This is a genomic window from Cohnella soli (assembly GCF_042655525.1).
GTDB classification, from domain to species: domain Bacteria; phylum Bacillota; class Bacilli; order Paenibacillales; family Paenibacillaceae; genus Cohnella; species Cohnella soli.
The window spans coordinates 149615-174007 of the sequence record NZ_JBHSMI010000067.1; the positions used below are offsets into that span (position 1 = coordinate 149615).

Annotated in this window: 17 protein-coding genes; 7 read left to right on the top strand and 10 right to left on the bottom strand. The window is 53.6% G+C overall.

All coding sequences use genetic code 11. From position 1 onward, the window contains the following. Positions 1-138 precede the first annotated feature (138 nt). Together ACFPOF_RS30125 and ACFPOF_RS30130 are read right to left on the bottom strand one after the other, a co-directional pair. Positions 139-798 carry a pentapeptide repeat-containing protein gene (locus tag ACFPOF_RS30125; RefSeq protein ID WP_378139280.1) on the bottom strand — a complete coding sequence of 220 codons (660 nt, stop codon included), beginning with the start codon at positions 796-798 and terminating at the stop codon, positions 139-141. 96 nt (positions 799-894) lie between these two features. After that, positions 895-2481, bottom strand: coding sequence for a bifunctional metallophosphatase/5'-nucleotidase (locus ACFPOF_RS30130; protein ID WP_378139282.1), 1587 nt, complete (start codon positions 2479-2481; stop codon positions 895-897). A gap of 164 nt (positions 2482-2645) precedes the next feature. Between ACFPOF_RS30130 and ACFPOF_RS30135 the strand changes: the two genes are divergently transcribed. After that, on the top strand, positions 2646-3656 hold the full coding sequence (locus tag ACFPOF_RS30135; RefSeq protein ID WP_378139284.1) for a phosphate/phosphite/phosphonate ABC transporter substrate-binding protein: 1011 nt from the start codon (positions 2646-2648) through the stop codon (positions 3654-3656). A gap of 90 nt (positions 3657-3746) precedes the next feature. Here the strand turns inward: ACFPOF_RS30135 and phnE (ACFPOF_RS30140) are convergent, their stop codons facing one another. The 4 genes from phnE (ACFPOF_RS30140) to ACFPOF_RS30155 all read right to left on the bottom strand — a co-directional run bounded on the left by phnE (ACFPOF_RS30140) (position 3747) and on the right by ACFPOF_RS30155 (position 9759). Then, entirely contained in the window at positions 3747-4544 is a 798-nt protein-coding gene (phnE, locus tag ACFPOF_RS30140) for a phosphonate ABC transporter, permease protein PhnE (RefSeq protein ID WP_378139286.1), read from the bottom strand. Beyond that, positions 4541-5335 carry a phosphonate ABC transporter, permease protein PhnE gene (gene phnE, locus ACFPOF_RS30145; RefSeq protein ID WP_378139288.1) on the bottom strand — a complete coding sequence of 265 codons (795 nt, stop codon included), beginning with the start codon at positions 5333-5335 and terminating at the stop codon, positions 4541-4543. Before phnE (ACFPOF_RS30145) ends, phnE (ACFPOF_RS30140) begins: the two co-directional genes overlap by 4 nt. Further along, positions 5322-6104 carry a phosphonate ABC transporter ATP-binding protein gene (gene phnC / locus ACFPOF_RS30150; protein WP_378139290.1) on the bottom strand — a complete coding sequence of 261 codons (783 nt, stop codon included), beginning with the start codon at positions 6102-6104 and terminating at the stop codon, positions 5322-5324. The genes phnE (ACFPOF_RS30145) and phnC overlap by 14 nt, the downstream gene beginning before the upstream one ends. A gap of 283 nt (positions 6105-6387) precedes the next feature. Then, positions 6388-9759 (bottom strand): S-layer homology domain-containing protein, encoded by a 3372-nt coding sequence (locus ACFPOF_RS30155; protein ID WP_378139292.1) that lies wholly within the window; start codon positions 9757-9759, stop codon positions 6388-6390. A gap of 160 nt (positions 9760-9919) precedes the next feature. Here ACFPOF_RS30155 and ACFPOF_RS30160 point away from each other — a divergent pair, with 160 nt between their 5' ends. Beyond that, positions 9920-12562, top strand: coding sequence for a winged helix-turn-helix domain-containing protein (locus ACFPOF_RS30160; protein WP_378139294.1), 2643 nt, complete (start codon positions 9920-9922; stop codon positions 12560-12562). Here ACFPOF_RS30160 and trhA read toward each other — a convergent pair. Beyond that, entirely contained in the window at positions 12553-13188 is a 636-nt protein-coding gene (gene trhA / locus ACFPOF_RS30165; protein ID WP_378139296.1) for a PAQR family membrane homeostasis protein TrhA, read from the bottom strand. The two genes, ACFPOF_RS30160 and trhA, sit on opposite strands and share 10 nt — an antisense overlap. An 88-nt stretch (positions 13189-13276) precedes the next feature. Between trhA and ACFPOF_RS30170 the strand changes: the two genes are divergently transcribed. Together ACFPOF_RS30170 and ACFPOF_RS30175 are read left to right on the top strand one after the other, a co-directional pair. Further along, positions 13277-14272, top strand: a complete 996-nt coding sequence (locus tag ACFPOF_RS30170) for a Gfo/Idh/MocA family protein (protein WP_378139298.1) — start codon at positions 13277-13279, stop codon at positions 14270-14272. Between the two features lie 209 nt (positions 14273-14481). Next, a complete protein-coding gene (locus tag ACFPOF_RS30175) occupies positions 14482-15159 on the top strand; it encodes a hypothetical protein (RefSeq protein ID WP_378139300.1) in 678 nt (225 codons plus the stop codon). Between the two features lie 1106 nt (positions 15160-16265). On the opposite strand, the gene ACFPOF_RS30180 is transcribed toward ACFPOF_RS30175, so the two are convergent. Both ACFPOF_RS30180 and ACFPOF_RS30185 read right to left on the bottom strand, forming a co-directional pair. Continuing rightward, the gene (locus ACFPOF_RS30180; RefSeq protein WP_378139302.1) at positions 16266-17897 is read right to left on the bottom strand and encodes a response regulator; all 1632 of its coding nucleotides are present in this window, start codon (positions 17895-17897) and stop codon (positions 16266-16268) included. Continuing rightward, on the bottom strand, positions 17894-19825 hold the full coding sequence (locus tag ACFPOF_RS30185; RefSeq protein ID WP_378139304.1) for a cache domain-containing sensor histidine kinase: 1932 nt from the start codon (positions 19823-19825) through the stop codon (positions 17894-17896). The genes ACFPOF_RS30180 and ACFPOF_RS30185 overlap by 4 nt, the downstream gene beginning before the upstream one ends. A gap of 164 nt (positions 19826-19989) precedes the next feature. On the opposite strand from ACFPOF_RS30185, the gene ACFPOF_RS30190 reads away from it, so the two are divergent. From ACFPOF_RS30190 to ACFPOF_RS30200, 3 genes are all read left to right on the top strand, one after another. Further along, complete coding sequence (locus tag ACFPOF_RS30190) at positions 19990-20868, top strand: carbohydrate ABC transporter permease (RefSeq protein WP_378139306.1); 879 nt, start codon at positions 19990-19992, stop codon at positions 20866-20868. Further along, positions 20868-21710, top strand: a complete 843-nt coding sequence (locus ACFPOF_RS30195) for a carbohydrate ABC transporter permease (protein WP_378139308.1) — start codon at positions 20868-20870, stop codon at positions 21708-21710. The genes ACFPOF_RS30190 and ACFPOF_RS30195 overlap by 1 nt, the downstream gene beginning before the upstream one ends. Positions 21711-21843: 133 nt before the next feature. After that, positions 21844-23169, top strand: a complete 1326-nt coding sequence (locus ACFPOF_RS30200; protein ID WP_378139310.1) for an ABC transporter substrate-binding protein — start codon at positions 21844-21846, stop codon at positions 23167-23169. A 92-nt stretch (positions 23170-23261) separates the two neighbouring features. Here ACFPOF_RS30200 and ACFPOF_RS30205 read toward each other — a convergent pair whose 3' ends face one another. After that, the gene (locus tag ACFPOF_RS30205; protein ID WP_378139312.1) at positions 23262-24392 is read right to left on the bottom strand and encodes an MFS transporter; all 1131 of its coding nucleotides are present in this window, start codon (positions 24390-24392) and stop codon (positions 23262-23264) included. Position 24393: the final 1 nt, after the last annotated feature.

The window sequence follows — 24393 nt, forward strand, 5'->3', positions numbered from 1 at the left end:
CTCCTTCTCATAGCGAGCTAAGGTACTTGTATATGAACGGTTCAGCTCGAACCGGCGTATTCGGCGCAACGCGAAAAAGCTTCGAATAGGTATTATCCTATTCAAAGCTTTAGGCGCTGGTTCTTCGATTGGGAGGAGCTATTCTTTCACGACGACACCAAGCAACGAGCCGAAGCTTTCGATCTGATCCGACCGCACGATGCAGCCGCGCAAACCTTCAAGCGTCACGCCAATCGATCGGAATTCGCAGCTGCTCAGGTCGATTCCCGCTAGCCTCGCGTTTCCGAATTGTGTCTGGTCAAGCTCCGTATCGGCGAAGGTTACGCCTGAGAAAACCGCATCGTAGAAGTCGGATTTCTCGAATTGACTGTCTTGGATGCCGACGTATTTCAAATCCGCGAACCGGAACATAGAATACTGTCCGTGGCACTTGTCGAACTTCACATTGCGCAGCGTTGCATTGGACAAGTCAAAGCCGAGCAGCTTGCAATTGACGAACTCAACCCGGTGCAACACCGCATCGCGGAAAATAACGTTGGAAAGATCGCAACTGTCGAACACCACATCGGTTAGCTCCACGCGTTCCAGCGTTACTCGGTCAAACGTCACGCGATCAAACACGACAACGTCGAATGCGACTTTATCCGCGCGCTGATCCCGGATCGTTCGGCTCTCGATTCTACCATTCTCGATTACGGTTTTGTCTTCCCACTCCTCATCACCGACGTCCAATGGCTCAAGCCTTGACGGCAGCCTCGGCGCTTCCGGGTCTATGTTTTTCGGTTTTTTCGTTGCCATTGGGGATACCTCCATACGTTCCGATTGCGAAACACTCCCTCTATTATGGACGAAGCCTTGGCGCAAGTGAAGTCGTATGTGCGTAACGCCCCGCCGCTAGCTGTATACGCGCCATTTCCCTTCCGTGCGGGCTTCGACGATTCTCGCGCCGGCGAGCCATTCTGCGATCGTCTCCGTCATGTCGACCGTCGATTCCCGGACAATCGGCTTGCCTCGGAACATACGATATTCCCCGCCTCCCGACGCACGGTAATGGTTCATGACGACGTCGAATTCCGCCTCCAGATCGAGTGGCTCGCCGTCGCGACGCAAGTAAACGACGCGCTCACCTGCAGGGCGGGACACGTCGATAGCGTATTCGATGCCTGTCCACATATCGTAGTTGTAGTGCTGCGGCTTCGGGAACAAGTATGCCGGAGACACTTCGATCAGTCCGCCTGGCCTAGCTTGAGCGAAGTATGTCGCCGTCCGCTCCAGCGCTTCAAGGATGTCCTGGCCGCGAAGTCGCAACACTTTTAACGTATTCGGATACGGATAATTCGCCGTAATCTCCCTCATCGTCACACGCATGCCAAACCCTGTCGCCGCATTGTCAAATAGCGACGTGCACGAGATGCGCGCCCCCGTCGCCTCCATCTGGATACGGTTAATCAGCGCGATGAGCGGATGCTCCGTCAACCTTGCCGCCGCATGATCGATCAGCCTCATGTCTCCCCTAATCTCGCAAATCGGCGTATCCAGCCATTGCTGCGTACGGGCCTCGCATGACGACAATCGGCTCACCAGTTCCATGCTAGCGTCCACTCCTGCAGCTTCCAAATAATCGCTGCAAGTATCCGCCACCCGCCATTCGCCGGCGCTGTCGTCTATAGTCAGCTCGATTCTCGCAAGCCCATTTCCTTGGTAGCCTGGTTGAACCGTCCACGTTCGGTTGATTTTCGCCCCTTCAATAATGCGGTGCTGATGCCCTGTAATGAGCAAGTCAATGCCTTCGATCTCTTGACACAAACGCCAGCCTTCGTTTTCACCCGTCTGCTCTTCGACCGCCTCTCCCGTGGCGATATCCTTCTCGAAGCCTCCGTGATAAGAGACGATCACGACGTGTACACCTTCCCGCTCCCTCATTATGGGAACCCAGCGTTTGGCCGCTTCCGTAGCCGACTCGAAGCGCAGACCGGCAATATTGCCCGGCTGCTCCCAATTCGGAATATATGCCGTCGTCAAGCCAAGCACCGCGACCCGCAACCCGTCTTCCCATTCGAATATCCGGTACGGAACGCCGAAGAAAGGCTCCCCCGTTCCGGCGTCAAGCACGTTCGCCGACAACCAAGGGTAATTCGATTGCTGCCAGGTTCGACGCACGAAAGGTAAGCCGTAGTTGAACTCGTGGTTGCCGGGAACGAAAACGTCCAGCCCGAGCGCGTTCATCGTATCGACGATCGGATGGGGCGTCTCATCGTCCAGCATTGCATGATAATAGGCGAACGGCGTCCCTTGCAACAAATCTCCGTTATCGATGAACAAGACGCGTTCGCTCCTCTTTCTCTCCTCTTGGACGATCGTCGCCAGTTTCACCAGTCCCGAATCGACCGGCGCGTTATCTGAATATCGAACGGGCAATACATGTCCGTGTATATCGCTTGTCGCAAGCACCGTCAATTGGATCGTTCGAATGTTGCTCATGCACTCCACTTCCTTTTTCCGATATCGTTTCGATTTGTTAATTCGATATTTTACATGTCATCGCCATTTTTAACACAGTGCGTCATGTCGCAAAATAATTCGATGGTAGATTAGGGCTTGTACCCCTAATTTGTGTCATATAGAAAGAGGAGGAGAAAGAAATTATGCTTAACCGTTTGCCTGCTTTACGTTTACTGGTTGTCATCTCGATCGTTATGCTTGTTATCGCCGGGTGCGGCAACAAGAACAACAACAATGCCTCGGGCAATTCGGCATCGCCGTCTGCCTCAAACACGGAGTCTGCTTCCTCTGAATCGCCTAGCCCGTCTCCGAGCGCCAGCCCGGAAGATACCGGTTACGTCCCGAAGGAATTGACCGTTCAATTCGTACCTTCGCAGAACGCGGAGACGCTTGAAGCCAAAGCGAAGCCGCTCGAGAAGCTTCTGTCCGACAAACTCGGCATTCCTGTAAAAGTAAGCGTATCGACCGATTACAATACGATTATTGAGGCGATGCAATCGAAGAAAGTCGACGTCGGTTTCTTGCCTCCGAACACATACGTGCAAGCGAAAGCGATGGGCGCAGCGGAAGTTATTTTGCAAGCGCAGCGTTACGGCGTTAACGAGAAAGACGGTACGCCTTCGACCGAACTCGTCGACAGCTACAAATCGATGATTGTCGTTAAGGCCGACTCCGGCATCAAGTCGCTTGCCGACTTGAAAGGCAAGAAAATCGCCTTCCAAAGCGTGACGTCTTCCGCGGGTTACGTCTACCCGGCCGTCGAAATGAAAAAAGCCGGCATCGATCCGAACACGGACGTAACGAGCATCGAAGTGAAAGGTCACGATAAGGGCATCCTTGCCGTGCTGAACGGCGATGCTGACGCTGCAGCTGTTTTCCAAGATGCGCGTAACATCGTGAAAAAAGACGTGCCTGACATTTTCGAGAAAGTCGTACCGATATACTTCACGACGCCGATCCCGAACGACACGATTTCCGTCCGTTCCGACATGAGCAAAGAATGGATCGCCAAAATCCAGGATGCGTTCATCAGCCTCGGTCAAAATGAAGAAAGCCACAAAATCATTTTCGAAATTTACTCCCACGAAGGTTACGTGAAGAGCGACGACAGCCATTTCAATTCCGTTCGCGAGTATGCGGAAGCGTTGAAGTAACAACAAAGGTTGTCCGGCGTTGTCGGACAAAGAAGAAGCCCGGATGATCGGCTCCCCAGGGAGCGCGACCATCCGGGTTTTTCTTGCGCTTTAGCGGCCTTGTACGAGCTTGCGGCGAATGCTGCCGGACAGCCAATCGATTGCCGTCACAAGCGCGATAATCCCAAGCAGAATAATGCCGACGCGATCCCAGGAACGCCCTTCCATCGCGAATATAAGCGGTGTGCCGATCCCTCCCGCACCGACTGCGCCAAGAATAGCCGCCGAGCGGACGTTAATCTCGAGCCGGAACAACGCAAAGCTGAGATAAGCCGGAATCGCTTGGGGCACGATCGCATACCAAATCGTCTGCAACCGGTTTGCGCCGCACGCTTTAAGTGCCTCGGACGGCCCCATGTCCAAGTCTTCGATCGCTTCCGCGTTCAGCTTGCCGAGCATCCCGATCGAGTTGATGCCGATCGTTAGCACGCCCGCGAACGCCCCTGGCCCGACCGCCTTAATAAAAATAATCGCCATAATCAAATCCGGAAACGTTCGAATGAGACTTAACGTGAACGTCGATGCCCCTGAGAACAGCCTCGTCTTAACGAGGTTGCGGGAAGCCCATAATGCGAACGGAATCGTCAGAACGACAGAGATCGTTGTGCCCAGTAGCGCTATGGCAAGCGTCTCGCCCAGCCCGCGCAGCAAATCTTCCCCTTCCGGCAAATAAACATAACCCCAATCGGGATGGAACAAGCCGCGAAATACAGCCTTCGTAATCTGCCATGCCGTCGGCTTGATGCCGTCGAACGGAAGTCCGTTAAACGCCCATACGTAGATGGCAACTATCGTGGCGAAAATTAACCAAGTACGCCATTTCGCATACCACATCGGCGGCCTCGTCATATGAGTTTCCTCCTTATGACGGAACTGACGACATCGATCGCTTGTACGATCGCCAGCGTAAACAGGATGATGATGATCGTCTGATCGTACCGGAACATGCCGAGCGTCCTGTTCAAATAGATGCCGATCCCTCCTGCACCGACAATGCCGAGAATGGCCGCCGCGCGGATATTGATCTCGAACATGTACAACGCGAAGCCGACGAACTGGGGCATCACTTGCGGCAACACGCCATACTGAATCCATTGCAGCCGGCCGGCTCCGACGGCGGTCATCGCTTCAAGCGGGCCTTCGTCGATCGTCTCAATCGCCTCATATGCCCATTTCGACAAAATACCGAAAGAGAAAAAGGCAAGCGCCAGCATACCTGCCAGCGGTCCGTAGCCGAATACGGCGGCGAACAACGCGGCGAACAGCAAATCTGGAATCGTTCGCGACAAATTCAGCAGCAGCCTTGCAGGCGTACGCAGCAAGGCGTTACGAGTGACATTACCTGCCGCCAGAAACGAGATCGGAAGGGCAAGCAGCGCCCCGAACGTCGTCCCGAGTATCGCCATCTGCACGGTCTCGATCATCGGTTTGACGACGATTCGGATGTAGCTCCAATCGGGAGGAAACATTTTCGCGATAAACTTGCCGATTTCCGGAATACCGTCCGCAAGCTCGCGGAACGAAGCTTCCGTCTCATGTGCGCAGTACCAAAGCATAGCGATCAGAACTGCCGCCGTCATCCAACGTTTCGCGCCCGCAGTCGGCTTCGGAGGAATGACGAGCGCATCAGCCGGCTTCATGAGATATCTCCCCCAACTTCTCGCCAATTGCGACCGGCCGTCCGTAAATGGCAGCGAACGCTTCGTCCGTCGCCTCCGACGGCGTGCCGTCGAACACGATTGTCCCTGCCCGTACGCCGATTATCCGTGTCGCATATTCTCTGGCCAAATCAACGAAGTGTAAATTAACGACTGTCGTGATCCCCATATCCCGATTAATGCGAAGAAGATCATTCATCACCTGGCGCGTCGTTAGCGGATCGAGCGAAGCAACGGGTTCATCCGCGAGGATGATTTTCGCTCCCTGAGCGAGCGCTCGAGCGATGGATACGCGTTGTTGCTGGCCGCCGGACAGTTGATCGGCCCTCTGGTAAGCTTTGTCGAGCATATTTACCCGATCTAGCGCCTCGAATGCAAGTTCCATGTCCCTCTTCGGGAACAGACCAAGCATCGTTCGAAACGTGGAATGATAGCCGACTCTCCCCGCAAGCACGTTGCGCAGCACGGACGATCGCTTGACGAGGTTAAAACTTTGGAAAATCATGCCGATCCCCCGCCGCATCACCCGCAACTCGCGACCTTTGGTCGACGTGATCGAACGACCGTCAATGGCGATGTCGCCTGACGTAATTTCATGCAGCCGGTTGATCGAGCGCAGAAGCGTCGACTTACCCGCCCCCGATAATCCGACGATGACAACAAATTCGCCGGGCAGAATTGTCAGATCGATATTTTGCAAACCGACCGTCCCGTTTGGATATACTTTGCTGACTTGCTTGAACTGAATCATAAGTTGCCTACCTCCGTTAGCAACGCCGTCCGATTTTGTCTTCCGTTGGAGTAAATGCGGCGTTCCTTGCAGAAATTCGGCACCATTCGGCCTGTTCCTCCGGGATTTTGAAATTTAACAGTTATTTTACAATTTTGAATAAAAGTTAACTTGATGATAACGAACCCTGTGCCGTTATCGCGATCTAATCGAACAATTCAGGAAGTCACTGCCTTCCGACACTCCGATGAAAAAAGAACCGTCCCCCCGGTCGGCCTGCGCCAACCTCGGAACGGTTCTATAATTATGGTTGAAGCGACAGCGTCAGTTCATGCGAAGCCGCTTCGATGTCGGCGGACGCCCAGTGTGTCGTCGGCACATCTTTCCACGTCGACACGGTCCCGGCCTTCGTCGGAATGGGACGATCGAACAGCTTGTTCAGCGCTTTAACCGCTTCGGCGCGGGTCAGCTGGCCGTTCGGGCGGAAAGTGCCGTCGCCGAAACCGACCAGATAGCCGCTTGCCTGGACTGCAGCGATATCCGTTGCCGCCCAGTAGCCTGCCGCGACATCGGTGAAAGTAGAAGCTGCACCGGATGGCTTCAAGCCTTTGTAAGACGCGATAATTTTGGCTAGCTCCGCTCGCGTCACCGGCGCGTTCGGACGAAAGCGTCCTTGGCTGTCGCCAACCATCAAGCCGGCCTGTTTGACCGCCGCGATCGGAGCCGCAGCCCAGTGGGAGCCCGGAACGTCCGGGAACACAGCAGCGGAAACCGTTTCCGCATCGGTTTTCCCGTCTTCGCCGATGTTGCGCGCCAGCCATGCGGCCAATTCCGCCCTCGTCAGCGGCCGATTCGGATGGAACAGGCCGTCGCTCGCAGGCGCCACATAACTCGCTAGTATAATCGGTTCGTTAAGCGTAACCGGCGTAAACGTGCTGAACTTGGTCACCGTAATTTCGATGGCTACCGGGTTGCTTTGCGCATCATAACGGATCGTTCCTTTTTGCAGTTCCTTGCTGCCGTCGCTGTGCGCGATATACATCGCCAATTGCGAGATGTACCACTTTCTCAGCACCGGGTTTGCCGGCAGCTTCAGTCCGGCGAGCGGGAGCTCCAGTTTCGTTTCTTTGCCGCTGTAGTTCGGCTCAATGTCGTAGCTAATGCCCGCCGCGGCTGCATTGCCCCCCGGAGCCGCTTCCTTCACCTCTCCCGAATTAAGCGCATTGCTACCCGTCGCAGCGGAATCGACTGGTTTCAGCTTAAACGACAAATCTTGACCTTCTGCTTTCAACAGTTTAAGAGTCTCCTTGGACAGCTTGATGACCGCCCCGCCTACGACGATCTCGAGACCGACGTTGTTGTCGTTTAACGCAGCGACGCCTTCTTTCGGCACGTTTACGATTTTGCCGCCGCCCGAGCTGCCTCCCGACATGCCATCTAGATCTATCCTTACGACCGTGCGGTTGGCTGAAGCAGCATTTTTCGCCAAATCGGCGATGTTTGATCCCAGCATCGTATAGATATCCGTCGTTCTTCCTTCGGCGTTTTTCGTCTGCCGAACATCCACCTTGGCTGCATGATTCGGATCGTTCGTCGGCGCCGTCGTCGTTGTTGGAGCTGCCGGCACGCCAGGCGTCGTGACGACCGTGGAGGAGGTATCCGTAATCGTAACCGCCAGCTTCTGATGCCGCCCGTTATTAAACACAAATTCCAGGTTTGCCGTTCCTGTGCTTAGAGTCGAGAGGTACGTCTTATGAAACGCTACGACGTTTCCTGCGACGGTATAGTCTACACCGGCTTGCAATTTCGCTCCGCCTTTGCGGATGCTGACAAGCATGTTTCCGTTTGCCGTTATCGTCGATTCGATGTTGGCCTGGTTAGCCGGATTTTTATCGAAAGACGCCGTATTGGACGATAACGAAGCGCTTACGGGCGCGAACTTCGAAACTCGGCGGTTGTCGGAATCCGATGCGAAAACATTCCCATCCGAGTCGACGGCGATTCTGTTTAAGGATGCGAATTTTCCATCCTCTGTTCCGTCCGTGCCCCAAGCGACAATCGCGTTGCCTTGCGAATCGTATTTGCGAATCCGGTTGCCGCCCGAACCGGAGCCGTTTTCGGCTACGTACACATTGCCATCCGCGTCGATCGCCACGCTGTTCAAATCTCCGTGGCTCGTCCCGCCGAATTCTCCCCAGTCGGACTCGACCGGTGTGCCGTCCAGCAGGAACGTTTGAATGTTATCCGGGCCCGAGACGTACAACAGTTGCGCATCCTGGTCTACGGCTATGCTTAAAGGAATAAACATCTCCGGCATATTATAGTTCGGCTCGCCCTCCCAATCCGTCAATTTTACGCCGGACGGCGATACTTTTACGATTTTCCCGTCCCCGATGTCCCCAATATAGACGTTACCATCGTTATCTACTGCAAGACTTCCAATGTAAGGCATGTCGTCTTCATCGGTGAAAGCGTAAAATATCGCTGCTTCTCCGGTCGCCGCGCTTGCTTTGAACACTACATCGCCGTTACCGATATACAAAGAACCTCTGTCGTATACGATAGCACTCGGGTTAAAATGATCGGGGTTGCCATCCGCGCTCCCCATAGCTCCAAGCTTCTCTAGAGCTCCGTTATACTTCGCGATTTCATGCCTTCCCGGGTCTGCGACATACACATTCCCGCCCTCGTCCGTAGTCAGATGATCAGGCTCGAAATAATCGCCGTATATGTCATATAAATCCCATAAGTCCCGCTCGCCCAAATCCTCGTTAAACAACAGCAGGCGATAACGATCCGAGTCCGCTACATACAACGTGTTGTTCTCGTAGACGATACCTCCCGGTTTACCGAGCTTATTTTCTGCTCCGACGAATCCATCAGCCGAAATGTAATTTCTATCGTCGGAGTTATAATGGTATACGAGACCTGTCGCTTCGTCGGACAAATAGAATCCTTCGTTCTCGTCGGCATCGATGCCGACGATCTCCGAGCTGCCGCTCGGCGCAGCCCAGCTTTCCTGCAAATTAAACGAAGAATCGAGCTTAAGAATTTCATTTCCGTTGTTCACGACGTAAAGGTTCCCGCCGGAATCTTTCGCAATCGCGGTTGGGCTTACGAACGGCTTGTCCGTCGTCTCGTCTTTGTAAGTTGAGATTTTTTCCCACTCCGAACCGGTCTCGGCATCGGGCGTATACGCATATATCGCGTTGTCCTTCGCGTCCGTGGCCAGCAGCGAATAACCGTTGCTTACGGCAACGAGGTCTCTTAAGTCTCCGAATGGTTGCGGCAGTTGCCGGAATTCGTAATCCCATTCTCCCGAATACATCTCCCATACACGATTGTCGCTAGCGAAGTAGATCGAATCCACGTCATGTACCGCGATCGCATAGGGCTGGATGGATACTCCCTCAGGAGGTTGCCAGCTGTCGGACGATCCAAAAATATGTCTTTCGACGATTCGTCCGTTTCCCCGATCCGCGATATAGAAGTGGTCTCCATCGTTCGAGTCGATATCCCTTACATCCGCAAGTTGTGCCGATTTCACGAATTCATACTTCGGTCCCGTGACCGTTGCCTCTGCCTTCCCGGGGCCAGCGCCAATCGCTCCCGGCAGCGCCAGAAGCGCGGCCAAAGCGACCGCTGCCGTCTTGCGCCTTAACGTCATTGCTCTCATGTGCCGTTCACATTCCTCTCTTTTATGGTCATGTGACGTCATTCTAGCAATTTGCGCCTCTCAAAACGATTAACGAAAGTTAATCATTCCTGTCGATTTAACAATAAATAGGACGTTATAATGGAATGTAACGAGAATGTTGTCAGCATCCGGAGGTTCTATGCACACATTACCCGAACCGATTATTTTACATACGAAACTCGCCGCTCCCGCCCCGCGCACGAAGCTGGTCGATCGGCTCCGTCTCATTGAACTGATCGAACGAGGCACTGCCGGCAAACTTACTTTCGTCTGCGCTCCGGCAGGCTTCGGCAAAACAGCGCTGCTCGGCCAGTGGGCACGCACCGTCGTCATGCCCGTCCGCTGGGTATCGCTCGATGAAACCGACAACGACCCGGTACGCTTCTGGCGATATGTCGCAGAAGCGTTGTCCATTGCGTTGCCGCCAGCGAAGAGCGACGTCTACAAGCAGCTCGTTCGTAGCCTTCCTGACCTGTCTTTAAGCACGTTCCTCGACGCTCTCATGAATCAGTTGTCCGACGCAACGCGGCCCATCCATCTGATACTGGACGATTATCACGCGATTGAGGAGCCGCAAATTCACAAAAGCCTTTCGTATTTCATTGAACATATGCCGCTTAGCGTTCGTCTCGTTATCGCCAGCCGTTCCGACCTGCCCTTTCCGACGGCGAGATGGCTCATCCAAGGTGATTTCGTCGCCATTAATGCGAGCGGGCTAACCTTTACATTAGAGGAAGCGGAACGATTCTATCGCGACGTCGCGAACTTGCCGCTTAACAGCACGCATGTCGCTGAGCTCTATCGACAGACGGAAGGGTGGGTCACCGGACTTCAGCTCACTTCCTTATCTCTCCGGACAGAGAAAGAGCAAGATTTCGATCGATTTATCGACCAATTCGGAGGCGCCCATCGGAATGTCTCGGATTACTTGTTCCAAGAAGTCGTAGCCCGGCTCCCCGACGAGACGCTCGATTTCGTGCTCAGAACGTCGCTGCTTGATCGACTCGATGCCAAAGCTTGCGACGCCGTTACCGGGCGTTCCGACGGCATTCGGATGCTCGAAAGCTTAAAAGCATTGAACCTGTTTCTCATCCCGCTAGATGACCAAGATATCTGGTTCCGCTACCATCACTTGTTTGCAGACTACTTGCGCAACCTCCTCCACGCAGAACACCCGGAAGAATGGGCAGTCGCCCATTTTGCCTCATGCCGCCATTTTGCTTCCCGCGGGCTGACGGACGAAGCGATCGGCCACGCTCTTGCCGCCGAGGCTTACGGAGAAGCCGAGAGTCTGATTGCCCGGCATGCGCCTCATACGTTGAAACGCGGGGAGCTTCCGACGCTTCTGCGCTGGTACGGCACGTTCCCTTCGGAATACGAATTGTCGCCGGACATGGGTTTGCTGTATGCCTTCCTCCTTGCTATTACCGGACAAGCGGAACATGCCGGCCGTTTGCTCGACGATCTAGAGCGGCGTCGGGACGGGATGGAAGCAGGTGAGACGAGGCAGCAACTGCAAAGCGGGCTTCTGTTCGTGAAGTCGAACCTATTCTTCTCCGGCGGCGACTTCCCGCAATGGTTCGCTTTCATTAGCGGTATCCTGGACGACATCTTGCCGCACAATCCGATGTTCTACAACTTCAACTACAATCGTATGGCGCCGTACGTCAGAAGAACTGCTTTCGGTTTGAACGGCGTGTTGTCTGAAGACACGGAGAAAATCGGGAAATTGTTCGCTGGGGTACTGGAGAAGCACGGTTGGGGAGACTCGTTGATCAGCTTATACGTGCTGCAATCGCTGGCCGAAGGTTTCTATGAGTGGAATCGGATCGGGGAAAGCGAGGAATTGACGGCTCGGATCGAACGAGCAGCGCGGCTGAAGCTCGTGCCCGGCTTATTCGTGCCGAATCGGCTGACGCAAGCTCGACTCTATTGGCTGCGCGGGCAGCGAGAATTAGCCTTCGAGACAATAGACGAGGCTATAGCATTCGCGGCGAAACTTCCCGAACCTCAATGGACGTCCCGGCTTATCGCCGCCAAAGCGATGTTCCTTATTCAGGACGCTCAACTTGCGGCCGCCAAGAAAGAAACCGTCAAGCTGCGCCTCGGCGCGAAAGATAAGCCAACGTACGACAAGGAATTCGAATACTTGTCGCTTGCGCGTTTGCTCGGCGCCCAACGCAAAGAGACGGAAGCTCTGAAGCTGCTCGAGTTGCTTATTCCCCAAGCAGCAAGGGAAGGCAGTCTGATGCCGATCGTCGAAATTCGGATCGTTCAAGCTTGTTTGCTAGATCAAATGGGACAGCGGACGAACGCGTGCAAAGCACTTCGCGAAGCGCTCAAGATCGGCGAGTCAAACGGGTACGAGAGAAGTTTCGCCGATGAAGGCCAGCCGATGGAACGGTTGCTTCAGCGTTATGCTACGATTGCGGGCTCTTCGGATGCTGCTGAGCACGAACTCACGGGCGTTTCCCCGGAGTACGTGGGACGATTGCTCGGTTTATTCGAAAAGCCGAGAACTTCTCCCCCGTCGGTGACACAGCAGGAACGACTGATCGAACCGCTAACTCGTTCGGAACTCGTCTTGCTTGCCCTCATCCGGGAAGGTGCGTCCAATAGGCTGATCGCCGAGAAGCTGTCGTTGTCCGAAGGCTCCGTAAAAGTATATACGTCACGTATTTACGGCAAACTCGGCGTCTCGTCTCGCACTCAGGCAATCGCTGCCGCACAACGGCTGCGCCTTCTCGACGGCGACGAATCTCAATCGGCGTCTCACACGTAAAGCAAAATCGCAAAGAAATGCATAACCGAACCGGCTACCACGAACAAATGCCAAACCGCATGGTGATAAGGGAATCCGCGCCAGACGTAAAATACGGAACCAACCGTATACAGCACGCCGCCAATGATAAGCAGCTTGAGCCCTTCGGGCGTCAGCAGCTCATGAAGCGGCTGCCAGGCAAAGACGATGAGCCAACCCATCAGCACGTAGAATAGCGTCGAGAGCACAAGAAACTTTTTCGTAAAAAACGCCTTGAATACGACGCCCGCAACCGCAAGCCCCCAAACGATGCCGAACAGTGTCCAGCCCAGGGGGCTTCTTAGCGTGACGAGCAACAACGGCGTGTACGTTCCTGCGATAAACAAATAAATACACGAATGATCGAAAGTCTCAAACAGATCTTTGACTTTGCCTTCAGGAAAAGAATGCACAAGCGTCGATGCCGTGTACAAAAGGAGCATCGTCACTCCGAAGATCGTAAAGCTGACGACGTGCCATGCTGTTCCGTTCAGGCTCGCGAAGACGATTAGCAAAACAAGGCCGGCTATGCTAAGTAACGTGCCGATACCGTGCGTGACCGCGTTGACGACTTCTTCTTTTCTCGTGTAGACATGCGTATTGGCCATTGCAGCTTCCTCCTGTGCGGGCGAATCTAGTATGATAACAATATCACATCGGAAAAGCCTCATAAAAGTCGAAGAAGGGGGGCTTGTCTTGTCCAAACAACTCAATTGGGGCGTCATCGGAGCCGCCGGCATCAATGGTGCTGTCGTACCCGCTATCCAAGCTTCTTCCAGGGGCCGTGTCGTGGCGATCGCCAGCCGAACTTTAGAGAAAGCCCGAGCTGCAGCCGACAAATTCGCCATTCCGACTGCTTACGGCAGTTACGAACAGCTGTTGACCGATGAAAGTATTGATGCGGTATACATTCCGCTTCCGAATCATCTGCACCGCGAATGGACGATTCGCGCCGCGGAAGCTGGCAAACACGTGTTGTGCGAGAAGCCGCTTGCCCTGAATGCGCAAGAAGCGCAAGAGATGGTCGACGCTTGCGCGAAAGCCGGGGTTCACCTCGCAGAGGCGTTCATGTATCGCCATCAACCGCGATGGGAGCGGATCAAGAACGTCATCGCCTCCGGCGAGATCGGCGAGCTTCGCGTCATGCGCGGAGCGTTCACGTTTAACATGGCCGCTGACAAAGGCAATGTGCGGTTTCACGCCGATTGGGGCGGCGGTTCGTTGTTCGATATCGGCTGTTACCCGGTCAGCACCGCCAGATTTCTGCTTGGGAACGAGCCTATCGCCGCATCTGCGCATGCCCTCTTCTCTCCCGAGCATGACGACGTCGATATGATGCTCTCGGGTATTCTCGAGTTTCCTGGAGATGTCTCGCTGACATTCGACTGCGGCATGTGGGCAGACTTTCGCAATTTCTTCGAAGTCGTCGGTTCGGACGGCCGCATCGAAATTCCCGGCACGTTTATTCCGAATGACGACGATGCGGACTTCGTCGTATATTCTGGCGGCCAGCGAAGAGTAGACAAAGAGCCCGCAGTTAACCAATACTCGCTGCAGGCCGACCGGTTCGCCCGGGCGGTATGGGGCGAGGATGTACCTCTTGTTCCGGCGACAGACGCCGTCCGGAACATGCGCGCACTCGACGCGTTGCTGCGTTCCGCACGCGAGAAAACGCGGGTGACGTTTGATTGACCAACTCGCACTAACTCCATACCGGGTGGGGCTCCGATCAGAGATTTACTTAAGCAGAATCTAAGCAAGTTTCAATAGGGTACTTTTCAGCCGAGGCAACATATGCTAACTTTTAACTATATTCATCTGCAATGCAATGCGCGTGAAGCACACGCCGCTTACTCCGAAATGGAGTGGGCGGCTTTTTTATTTCCAAGGAGGAGATTCATTTGTTTGAGGAAGAGTTCGAGGCACTGGTCGCAAGGCAAAAGAAAGAGGCGCGCGGCCAAAGAAGGGAAATGCTTGAAAAGGATCTATCCGCGACAAAGAAAATGCTTGAAGTTTTATATCCTCTCATCGGTTCGCTTAAAGACATTATTCTTGAATACGAGATTGTAAAATCATCCGGCGTCAAAATATATGCGGATGCCTTCATTCGAAAACTACGCATAGTCCTTGAAGAAGAAAACTTTGTAACGCACGCAGAAACCATTACTAGAAAAAGATTCAGCTTTGAACGTTCTCGTGTGCGCACGATCTCCATTTTCGGATACACGTTTTTCACCTATTCCCGAGATGAACTCGATCAACAGCCGGAACAATGCCGCAGAGATTTTCTAGAGTTCATCAGCTCTCGAACTAACATTAAAGGCATTGAACTTTTGCAGTTACCCGTATTCGAAAGAGAAATACTTCGCTTTGCCTTGCTGCAGGATAGCCCATTTGGTTTAGCCGAACTTTCATCACACTTGCAACTCCATCCCAATGCATGCAGTAGATTGGCGAAACTTCTTGTGACTGAAGGTCTGTTAGGCAAAATCGGTGGAGGAGAGCACAGATGCCATCAATTTCAGATTTCTGAAAAAGGAATTTCCATGTTTCACCCAAAGCTGCCTCATTCGTTCTAACTCCGAGGGACTTTGGGGACTTCGAGCACCGAGTTACTTACGATGGCGCATTAATTCTGCATCGCGCGGGGCTTTGAGCACCGAGTTACTCACGATGGCGCATTAATTCTGCATCGGGCGGGGCTTTGAGCACCGAGTTACTCACGATGGCTCATTAATTCTGCTTCGGGCGGGGCTTTGAGCATCGAGTTACTCACGATGGCTCATTAATTCTACCTCGCGCGGGGCTTTGAGCACCGAGTTACTTACGATGGCTCATTAATTCTGCCTCGCGCGGGGCTTTGAGCACCGAGTTACTCACGATGGCGCATTAATTCTGCCTCGGGCGGGGCTTCGATCACGGAGTTACTTACGATGGCTCATTAATTCTGCCTCGGGCGGGGCTTCGAGTACCTAGTTACTTACGATGGCGCATTAATTCTGCCATGAGCGGGGCTTCGAGTATCGAGTTACTTACGATGGAGCATTAATTCTTCATTGCGCGGGGCTTTAGCACCGAGTTACTTACGATGGCGCATTAATTCTGCCTCGTTCGGGGCTTTGGGGACCGAGTTACTTACGATGGCTCATTAATTCTGCCTCGTTCGGGGCTTTGGGGACCGAGTTACTTACGATGGCGCACTAAATCTGCCTCGCACAAGGCTTCGAGCACCGAGTTACTTACGGTGGCGCATTAATTCTGCCTCGTTCGAGGCTTTGGGGACCGAGTTACTTACAATGGCACATTAATTCTGCCTCGCGCGGGGCTTTGGGGACCGAGTTACTTACAATGGCACATTAATTCTGCCTCGCGCGGGGCTCTGAGCACCGAGTTACTTACGATGGCGCATTAATTCTGCCTCGCGCGGGGCTTTGAGCACGGAGTTACTTACGATGGCTCATTAATTCTGTCTCGGGCGGGGCTTCGAGTACCGAGTTACTTACGATGGCTCATTAATTCTGCCTCGTGCGGGGCTCTGAGCACCGAGTTACTCACGATGGCTCATTAATTCTGTCTCGGGCGGGGCTCTGAGCACCGAGTTACTTACGATGGCTCATTAATTCTGCCTCGCACGGGGCTCGGGCTCGGGGCTCGTGGCCCCTGGCCCCGAGTTGTCCCGCCCCCCTCACACCGACTGGCTTTTCCGATATTCGTTTGGGGTCACGCCGGTCAATTTCTTGAACACTTTGCTGAAATATTTCTCGTCCTGGTAACCGACCATCTCTGCGACTTGTGCGATTCTCAAATGCGGATTCAGCAGCAGAAGCTTCGCCTTCTCGTTGCGGATGCGTCCGATACAATCCGAGACATTCTCGCCGGTCTCTTGCTTAAATCTACGCGAAATATATTCTCTGCCGACATAAAGGTGGTTCGCGATATCCTGAAGCGTAATGTCTCTATGGTAGTTTGCTTGAATATACTTGCCGATCTCATGCACGAGATTGTTCATCTTCGTATGCTTCTCGGCGAGCGTGCCGGATACCGCAAGCATCGCGCGGTTCAGTTCCGACTCCCATGCGGTCAGATCGAGCTTACCCGACCGATCCAGCGGCGGCAGCTCGAACGGCCGCGCAATATCGGTCCACTCTATCGTCGGCTCCTCTTCCTGCGATTCCTGTGACAGCTCCCGAAGCCATTCGGAGCAAAACACGGTATATTCGTTCCACCACTGCTCCAACTGTTCGATCGTCGCCTGTTTCTGCTCACGCAGCGGCGACAGCAGCTTGCCGATCGATCGCCCGACCTGCTCGGCATTCCCGCTGCGGACCGCAAGCCTAAGTTCCTCCGCCCCGTCGCCGAATCTCGCAGAAGCTGCACGAACAGGCTGCTTCCCTCCAATATGTATTCGCAAATCCTCGTCCATCACATTGCTTGTCTTGATCGCCTGCTTCGCTTCCCGGTAAGATTCGCCAAGCCCATACGGGAACGCTTGCGCCGAACCGATGCCGAAGTGGACTTTGCCGCCGAGCGCCTTCCTGATTCCTTCCTCGATCTCGCGAACCGTTTTTTCCACCGCTTCGATGTCGACGGTGCGCCAGAAGGCAATCAAAATTTCCTTGTCGCTGTTCCAATATCTAAATGCGTAACCGGCATTATCCCGCCGTACGATCTCGTTACAAATGTTCGTTAACGAGTAATACAACAGCTCCCGATTGTCCGCGAACTTGCGCGCCAGCCCCGGATCGATCCGCTCCAGACTTAAGATGGCCAACCTGCTTGGACAACCTTGATCCAGCCCGCCGAATTCCTCGCGAATCGATTCGCGTTCCGCCGCCATCGAAGACGGCTCCACGACAAGGTTGGACAGCAGTTTGTCCCAGTAGACGGGCTTCAGCCGATTCACCTCAATCGATCGAAGAGTCGTTTCCAGTCTTTTCCGATCGTCTTCATGCCAGCTCTCCACTGCTTTACGCACCGTCTCCGTCAATTGATCGGCATCGATTGGTTTTAGCAAATAGTCGATTCCGCCATGTTTTAACGTATGACGCACCAGCTTAAAATCATCGTGCCCGCTAATGACGATCGTTTTGCTGCGGGGGGAGTGCTCGCTAAGCCATTCGAGCAATTCGGATCCGGACATGTTGGGCATCATCATATCCATGAAAATAAGCGCAGGACGCTCTTGCTCGATCAACTCGATTGCTTGCTGTCCGTCGGAAGCTTCCGACACTTTGGCAATGCCAAACCGTTCCCAGTCAACCAGCATTCTGATCGCGTCCCGCACATGTTTCTCGTCATCGACGATGATCGCGTTCATGATCCCTCTCCTCTCGTGTCCGAGCCCGCAATGTCCGTGTCCGAGCCTGCAATATCCGTATCCGGACCCGCAATGTCCGTTTCCGCAATATCCCCGATCTCGAACTCCGCCCCCGCACTTTGCGGCGGCAGCCGAAGGCAAACTTGCATCCCAAAAGGCTGGACGTTGTTGATGATCATTTCAGCGGCATCTCCGTCGTGCAGCCTCATTCTGGCCAACACATTCGCTAGCCCGATGTGGGCGATCGACGCATCCGCCGCCCAGCCCGGACGGCCCGCCTGCGCCAACTGACCGCGCAGCGTCTCCAGCTTCTCCTCATCCATCCCTGTTCCATTATCCGTCACGCTGATCTCGACCGAACCGTCTGGAAGCAAACTAGACGAGACTGCAATTTTCGCCATATCCGGCCTCGGAGTAAATCCGTGCTTAAAATAGTTTTCTACAAGCGGCTGAATAATCATTTTCGGAATGGGTGCCTGTCGCGTCTCCTCCGCTATGTCCAACTCGTAAACGAACGTATCGTCGAAGCGCTGCTTCTGCAGCTTCAAATACGCGACGACGTAATCCATTTCCTGTCGCAGCTCCACGACCGTGTCTTCCGTCCGCATGTTGTAACGCATCATTTTGCCGAGGGACGTAATCAGTGAATACGTCTTCTGATCCCCATTGTGAAGCGATTGAGTGGCGATCGATTGCAGCGCGTTATACATGAAGTGCGGGTTAATCTGCGCTTGCAACGCTTTTAGCTGGTTCGTCTTGTTCGCAAGCTCGAGCCGGTATTCGCGCAAAATCAAGTCATTGATCGTCCCCATCATCGACTGAAACCGACGAGCCAGAATACCCAATTCGTCTTTATCGTCGATGTCGATATCTTGCTGCAAATTGCCGCTTTCGATTTTTTTGACATAACCGAGCATCTTCTTAATCGACCTTGTGAAGCGGATCGTAATGTACAAGGTTAGCGCCACCGCAACGACAAGGAACAAGCCGAACAGCAAACTGTTAATTTTCGTGATGCCTCTTGCGCTCTTATCGAGCGCTACGTTCGGCGTCAGCTTAACGATCGTCCAATCCATAAACCGCGTCTGCAGCTTCTCGTAGAACACAATGCCTGAAAAAACATCGTTTTTCCAATCGAAGTGACCATACGGGAGGGTTGTCCCGCGCACGTGAGCGACCCAATCGTCGTCCAGCTTTTTTCCCCATTGGTTCTTGTCCGACGAATAAATCATGGTACCCTTCCGATCGACAATATAGAGCAAGTCGCCGGGCGTCTGCAGTTGTTCCCCGATGCTCTCGATCAAATCCATCCGAATATCGATCGAGACGTATCCGAGCACTTTGTCCGACGGCGTCCTGACGATCGGTCTGTGGAACGTGATCACTGTCGGGCGTCCCTCAAGCGGAATGACATTGCCCATACCGAAATTATGGCTCTCATGCGGCGGCTCGATAAACACTTCATTTTCGGATGGAGGCACATACCCCGGATTGTACAGGTAACGGTTGTAATCGTTCACTTGCAACATGGACATTCTATCTTTGAGCGTAAACAGATGGATTTTGTAAAATTCCTTCATCGTGCGCAGCATGTTCATCAACTGGCTTCTAAGCGATTCCGGCGGAAGCGTCGTGCTGTCCGGCACGCCATTGGGCCCCGGTTGGCGCTCCAAATCTTCGATGTACGTATAAAGCGACCCGATCTGATTAATGCCCGAATAGATCGTAAGGCTCGATTGGTTTACGGCGTTCATGTAGTTGAGCAAATTCATTTTACCCAAGGAGAGCGTCGATTCCGTGTTGCGAATCGCGTTTTCCGTGACGGAGCTTTTCGTGTAATAGTACGAGATGACCATCGAAGTGCAGATCGGCACGACTGTCGCGACGAGCAGCAAGACGATGAGCTTCGAACGAAAGCTGTAAATCATGTTGAATTCCCCCCCGAACGCGAATACGCGAAAACACCAACAGTTTAACAAGATCGATCAATATATTCCACCTTATTCGTCACGATCATCGGTAGTTGCGTTTCGGCGCGCATCGCTATACTGAAGTTATTCTAGGAAGACCGCGTGAAAGGAGTCGGGAAAACATGCGCAATCGCAACAAGAAAGAATGGCTGCAACAGACGGTATTCGTCGGCCCCGGGCTGCTGCTGTTCATGGTCATCGTTATCGTGCCGTTCCTGATGGGGTTCTATTATTCATTTACGAAATGGGACGGCATCCGTTCGTCTCCGACTTGGACGGGCTTGACCAATTTCCGGATTTTGCTGGCTGAGAAGGCGTTCTGGACCTCTTTCCTGTACACGATCAAATTCACCGTCGTTACCGTTCTCGTTTCCAATGTGCTCGCCTTTGCTTTCGCCTATGTGCTGACCAAAGGACTAAGGCTGAAAAATGTCCTCAGAACGGTCATTTTCCTGCCGAACGTCATCGGCGGTTTGCTTCTCGGCTATATTTGGCAGTTCATATTTGTCAAAGGCTTCTTCACGATCGGGGAGAAAACGGGCATTGGCCTGTTCGCGCAGCCGTGGCTCGGGACGCCGACAACGGGTTTCTGGGGGACGGTCATCGTCTTCGTCTGGCAATCGTCCGGCTACATGATGATCATCTATATCGCCGCGCTCGTCGGCATGCCGAAAGATTTGCTTGAAGCTGCCAAAATCGACGGCGCGAACGGCTGGAAGCTGCTTCGTAATGTCACGCTGCCGATCGTCATGCCGGCGATTACGATTTGTCTGTTCCTGACGACATCGAACGCGTTCAAAATGTTCGACCTCAACCTCAGCTTAACGAACGGCGGGCCGGGCACGTCCACCGAATCGCTTGCGCTTAATATTTACCGGGAAGCGTTCACGAACAGCAACTTCGGTCTTGGCACGATGAAAGCGATGGTGTTCTTCTTCGCCGTCGCGCTCGTCACCGTCACGCAAGTGCTTATTACGAAGAGGCGGGAGGTGGAAGCTTAATGGAACGGACAAAAGAAAAGTATACGCCTGCGCTATTTAGCATCGAGATCGTAACCGTTCTGATCGGTTTGCTGTTTCTGGCTCCGTTTTATTTTCTCGTCAGCAACTCCTTCAAGTCGTTCCGTGAAATTCTGATCGATGCCGCTTCGTGGCCCAAAGATTTCACGCTCGACAATTTCAAAAATGCGTGGGAAGTGATCGATTTCCCGAAAGTGGCGCTCCATTCGTTCATGATCACCGTGCTCAGCGTATTTTTTATTGTGCTGTTCAGCTCGATGCTGGCTTACCGGCTCGTGCGCAGGCCGACGGTTTTTAACCGAATAGTGTTCATCATGCTGATTGCCTCGATGATCATTCCTTTCCAATCGATCATGCTGCAGATGGTCAAAGTGGCGGCGCTGCTTAACTTGCACAATACGCTGTACGGCATGATCGCCTGTTACATCGGCTTCGGTTTGCCGCTGGCGATGTTCCTGTTCCATGGCTTTATTAAGTCGGTTCCGCTCGAAATCGAGGAAGCGGCGGTAATCGACGGCTGCTCGCCTTACGGGACGTATTTCCGCATCGTCTTCCCGCTCATCCGCCCGATCGCCGTCACCGTTATCATTCTCAACGTGCTGTGGGTATGGAACGACTACTTGATGCCCGTGCTTATCATCGGCAGGAATGAGGAGCTCCGCACGATTCCGCTCGCGATCCAGTCCTTCTTCGGGCAATATACGAAGAAGTGGGATTTGGCGATGGCCGCGCTCACGCTGAGCATCGTTCCAATCGTCGCTTTCTTCCTCGCGCTGCAACGGCATGTCGTGGAAGGCGTCGCCCAAGGTGCAATCAAAGGCTGATCGCAACAAGTGCAACAATTTACCCCCTTTCGTTCAATATCGTCCGTATCGTTCGCGAACAATCGCCAACTATAATGAGCGTGTCGGACAGTTAACGCTTATCATCGCACAACAAATCAGGGAGGTTCTACAGATGAAAAAAATCGGGTTACTCGCGCTAACGGCAACGATGCTGGTTCTTCCTCTCGCCGCTTGCGGCAAGAGCAACAACAATAACGGCCAAGCCGCTTCTCCGTCCGCTTCGGCCAGCGCCAGCGAGACCAAAGCTTCGGAAGCGCCGAAGAAAAACGTATCGATTAAGATTTTCCAATTCAAAGTTGAAATCGATGAGCAACTGAAAGCACTAGCTAAAGAATATGAAAAAGAAACCGGCGTAAAAGTCGAAGTCGAGACGCATGGCGGCGGCGAGGATTACGGCGCATTGCTGCGGGCGGCGCTCGCGGCGGGCGAAGAACCGGAAATTTTCAACAACGGCGGCTTCGCTTCCCTTGTCCCTTACATGGATCGCGCAACGGATTTGTCCGGCGAATCGTGGGCGAAAGACGTTCTTGAAGTCGCGAAAGCGCCAACGACCGTGGACGGCAAGCTGTACGGCATGCCGATGAACGTCGAAGGCTACGGGCTCATCTACAACAAAGACCTGTTCGCCAAAGCCGGAATCGACAAGCTGCCGACGAACTTGACGGAGCTTGAAGCGACGGCGAAGAAACTGAAAGACGCAGGCATTACGCCGTTCATGCTGACGAACGAATGGTGGTCGCTCGGCATTCACCTGGTCAACGTCGGCATCGCCAACCAAGCCGACCCGGCGCAATTCGCAGCCGATCTGAAAGCCGGCAAAGCAAAATTCAAAGGCAATGCGGTTATGGAAGATTGGGTTAAACTCGTTGAGCTGATGTTCAAGTACGGTCAGAAAAACGCGATGACGACGGACTACAACTCCCAAGTGACCGGATTTGCTTCCGGCCAAGCGGCGATGATGCAGCAAGGCAACTGGGTACAAGGCATGATCGACGGCATTACGCCAAACATGAATATCGGCACGATTCCGCTTCCGATCAACGACGGCTCTACCGGTTACGTGTACACGGGCGTTCCGAACAACTGGATCGTCAACAGCAAGTCCGCTCATCCTGACGAAGCGAAGAAATTCCTGGAGTGGCTCGTCACTTCCGAGACAGGCAAACGTTACATCGCGACGGAATTCAAGTTCATCCCGGCATTCACCAGCATCCCGGCGGATGCAAAAGCGATCGGTCCTATTGCTACCGAACTGAACAAACTGCAAGCGGACAATCCGGATCGCGTCAAAGGCTGGCACTGGGATCGTTTCCCGGACGGCACGACGCAAGCGTTCGGAGCGGCGATGCAAGAATTCCAAGGCGGCCGCATCAACAAAGATCAATTGCTCGAGAAGCTCGACAAAGGCGTAGCCGACATTATGGCGAAGCAGAAGTAATAGAGCGATTACACGATTGAGCGAAGACTCCCCCCATCTTCGCCCTAATGAAAAAGGGTTGAGCAGATCCCCTCTCTGCTCAACCCTTTTTGTTATTTCTTCCGTAGAATCATCCAGCCGAGCGCGAATCCCGCGAGCGAGAGCACCGCCATCGCCCTGTACAGCCATTCGCCTCCGAACTCGTCGATCAGCCATCCTCCTGCGCTCGATCCGATAATGCCCGATACGCTGAAAAATGTCGCCGTCAGCACCGTCTGACCGGTCGACTTCCATTGCTCCGGTACAATCCGGTACAAATATTGCATCGCTCCTACGTAGAACAATACGAACGTCAAACCTTGAAACACCTGCAGCCCGACAAGGACATACGGCGATCCGGCCAAGGAGCTAAGCAGAAAGCGAAGAGCGTACAGTCCAGCTGCGGCCGCCATCCATGTTGCTTCCTTGCCCGGCTTAATCCAGCGGGAACTGACTGCAAACATAATCGTCTCGGTAATGGTCATGACAAACCACGACACCCCCGTTAGCCGGACGTCTCCTCCGAGCTGCTCCATGTACAGGCCGATGAACGTATCGTTCATCTTGTGAGGGATGGCGACGATCAGCACGAGGAGGAAAAACAGCCAAGTGTGGGACTGGAACAGGAAGTTTTTCAAGTGCTTCAAGGAAGGCCGCGACGCGGACGTGTTGACATCCGATAAGCCTAGTGCGAGCAGGAGCGCGATTACACTCATGCCGAAGAAAATCCAACTGAGACTGTTCATTCCCCACAACTTCGTCGCGTAACCGGCCGTTAACGAGACGCAAGCGTATCCGAGGGCACCGAACATCCGCACCGAGCCGTACCCGACTTTCTCCCGCTCAGCCGTCTGGAAGTTCAAGCTTTCGACGAGCGGATCGGTCGGCAAGTAAAATACGTTCATAAGGGCGACGAGCAGGACGAGACTCCACGCCGCTTCCGCACGATAGAGCAGCATACCTACGATCGAGGACACGGCGAGCAGCAGTATAAGTATCTTTTTGATCGTCCGGGCTTTATCGCTGACCATTCCCCACAACGGCTGGGCGAAAATGCTCACGAGACTGCCGAATGCGAGCATAAGCCCAATTTGCGTGCCTGAGATGCCAACTTTCGCACTGTAGACCGGTAGGAACGAGATGAACAGCGCGAACAAGGCAAAATAAGAGAAATTAAACCCTTTCAGCCGGGCGATAGTGGACATA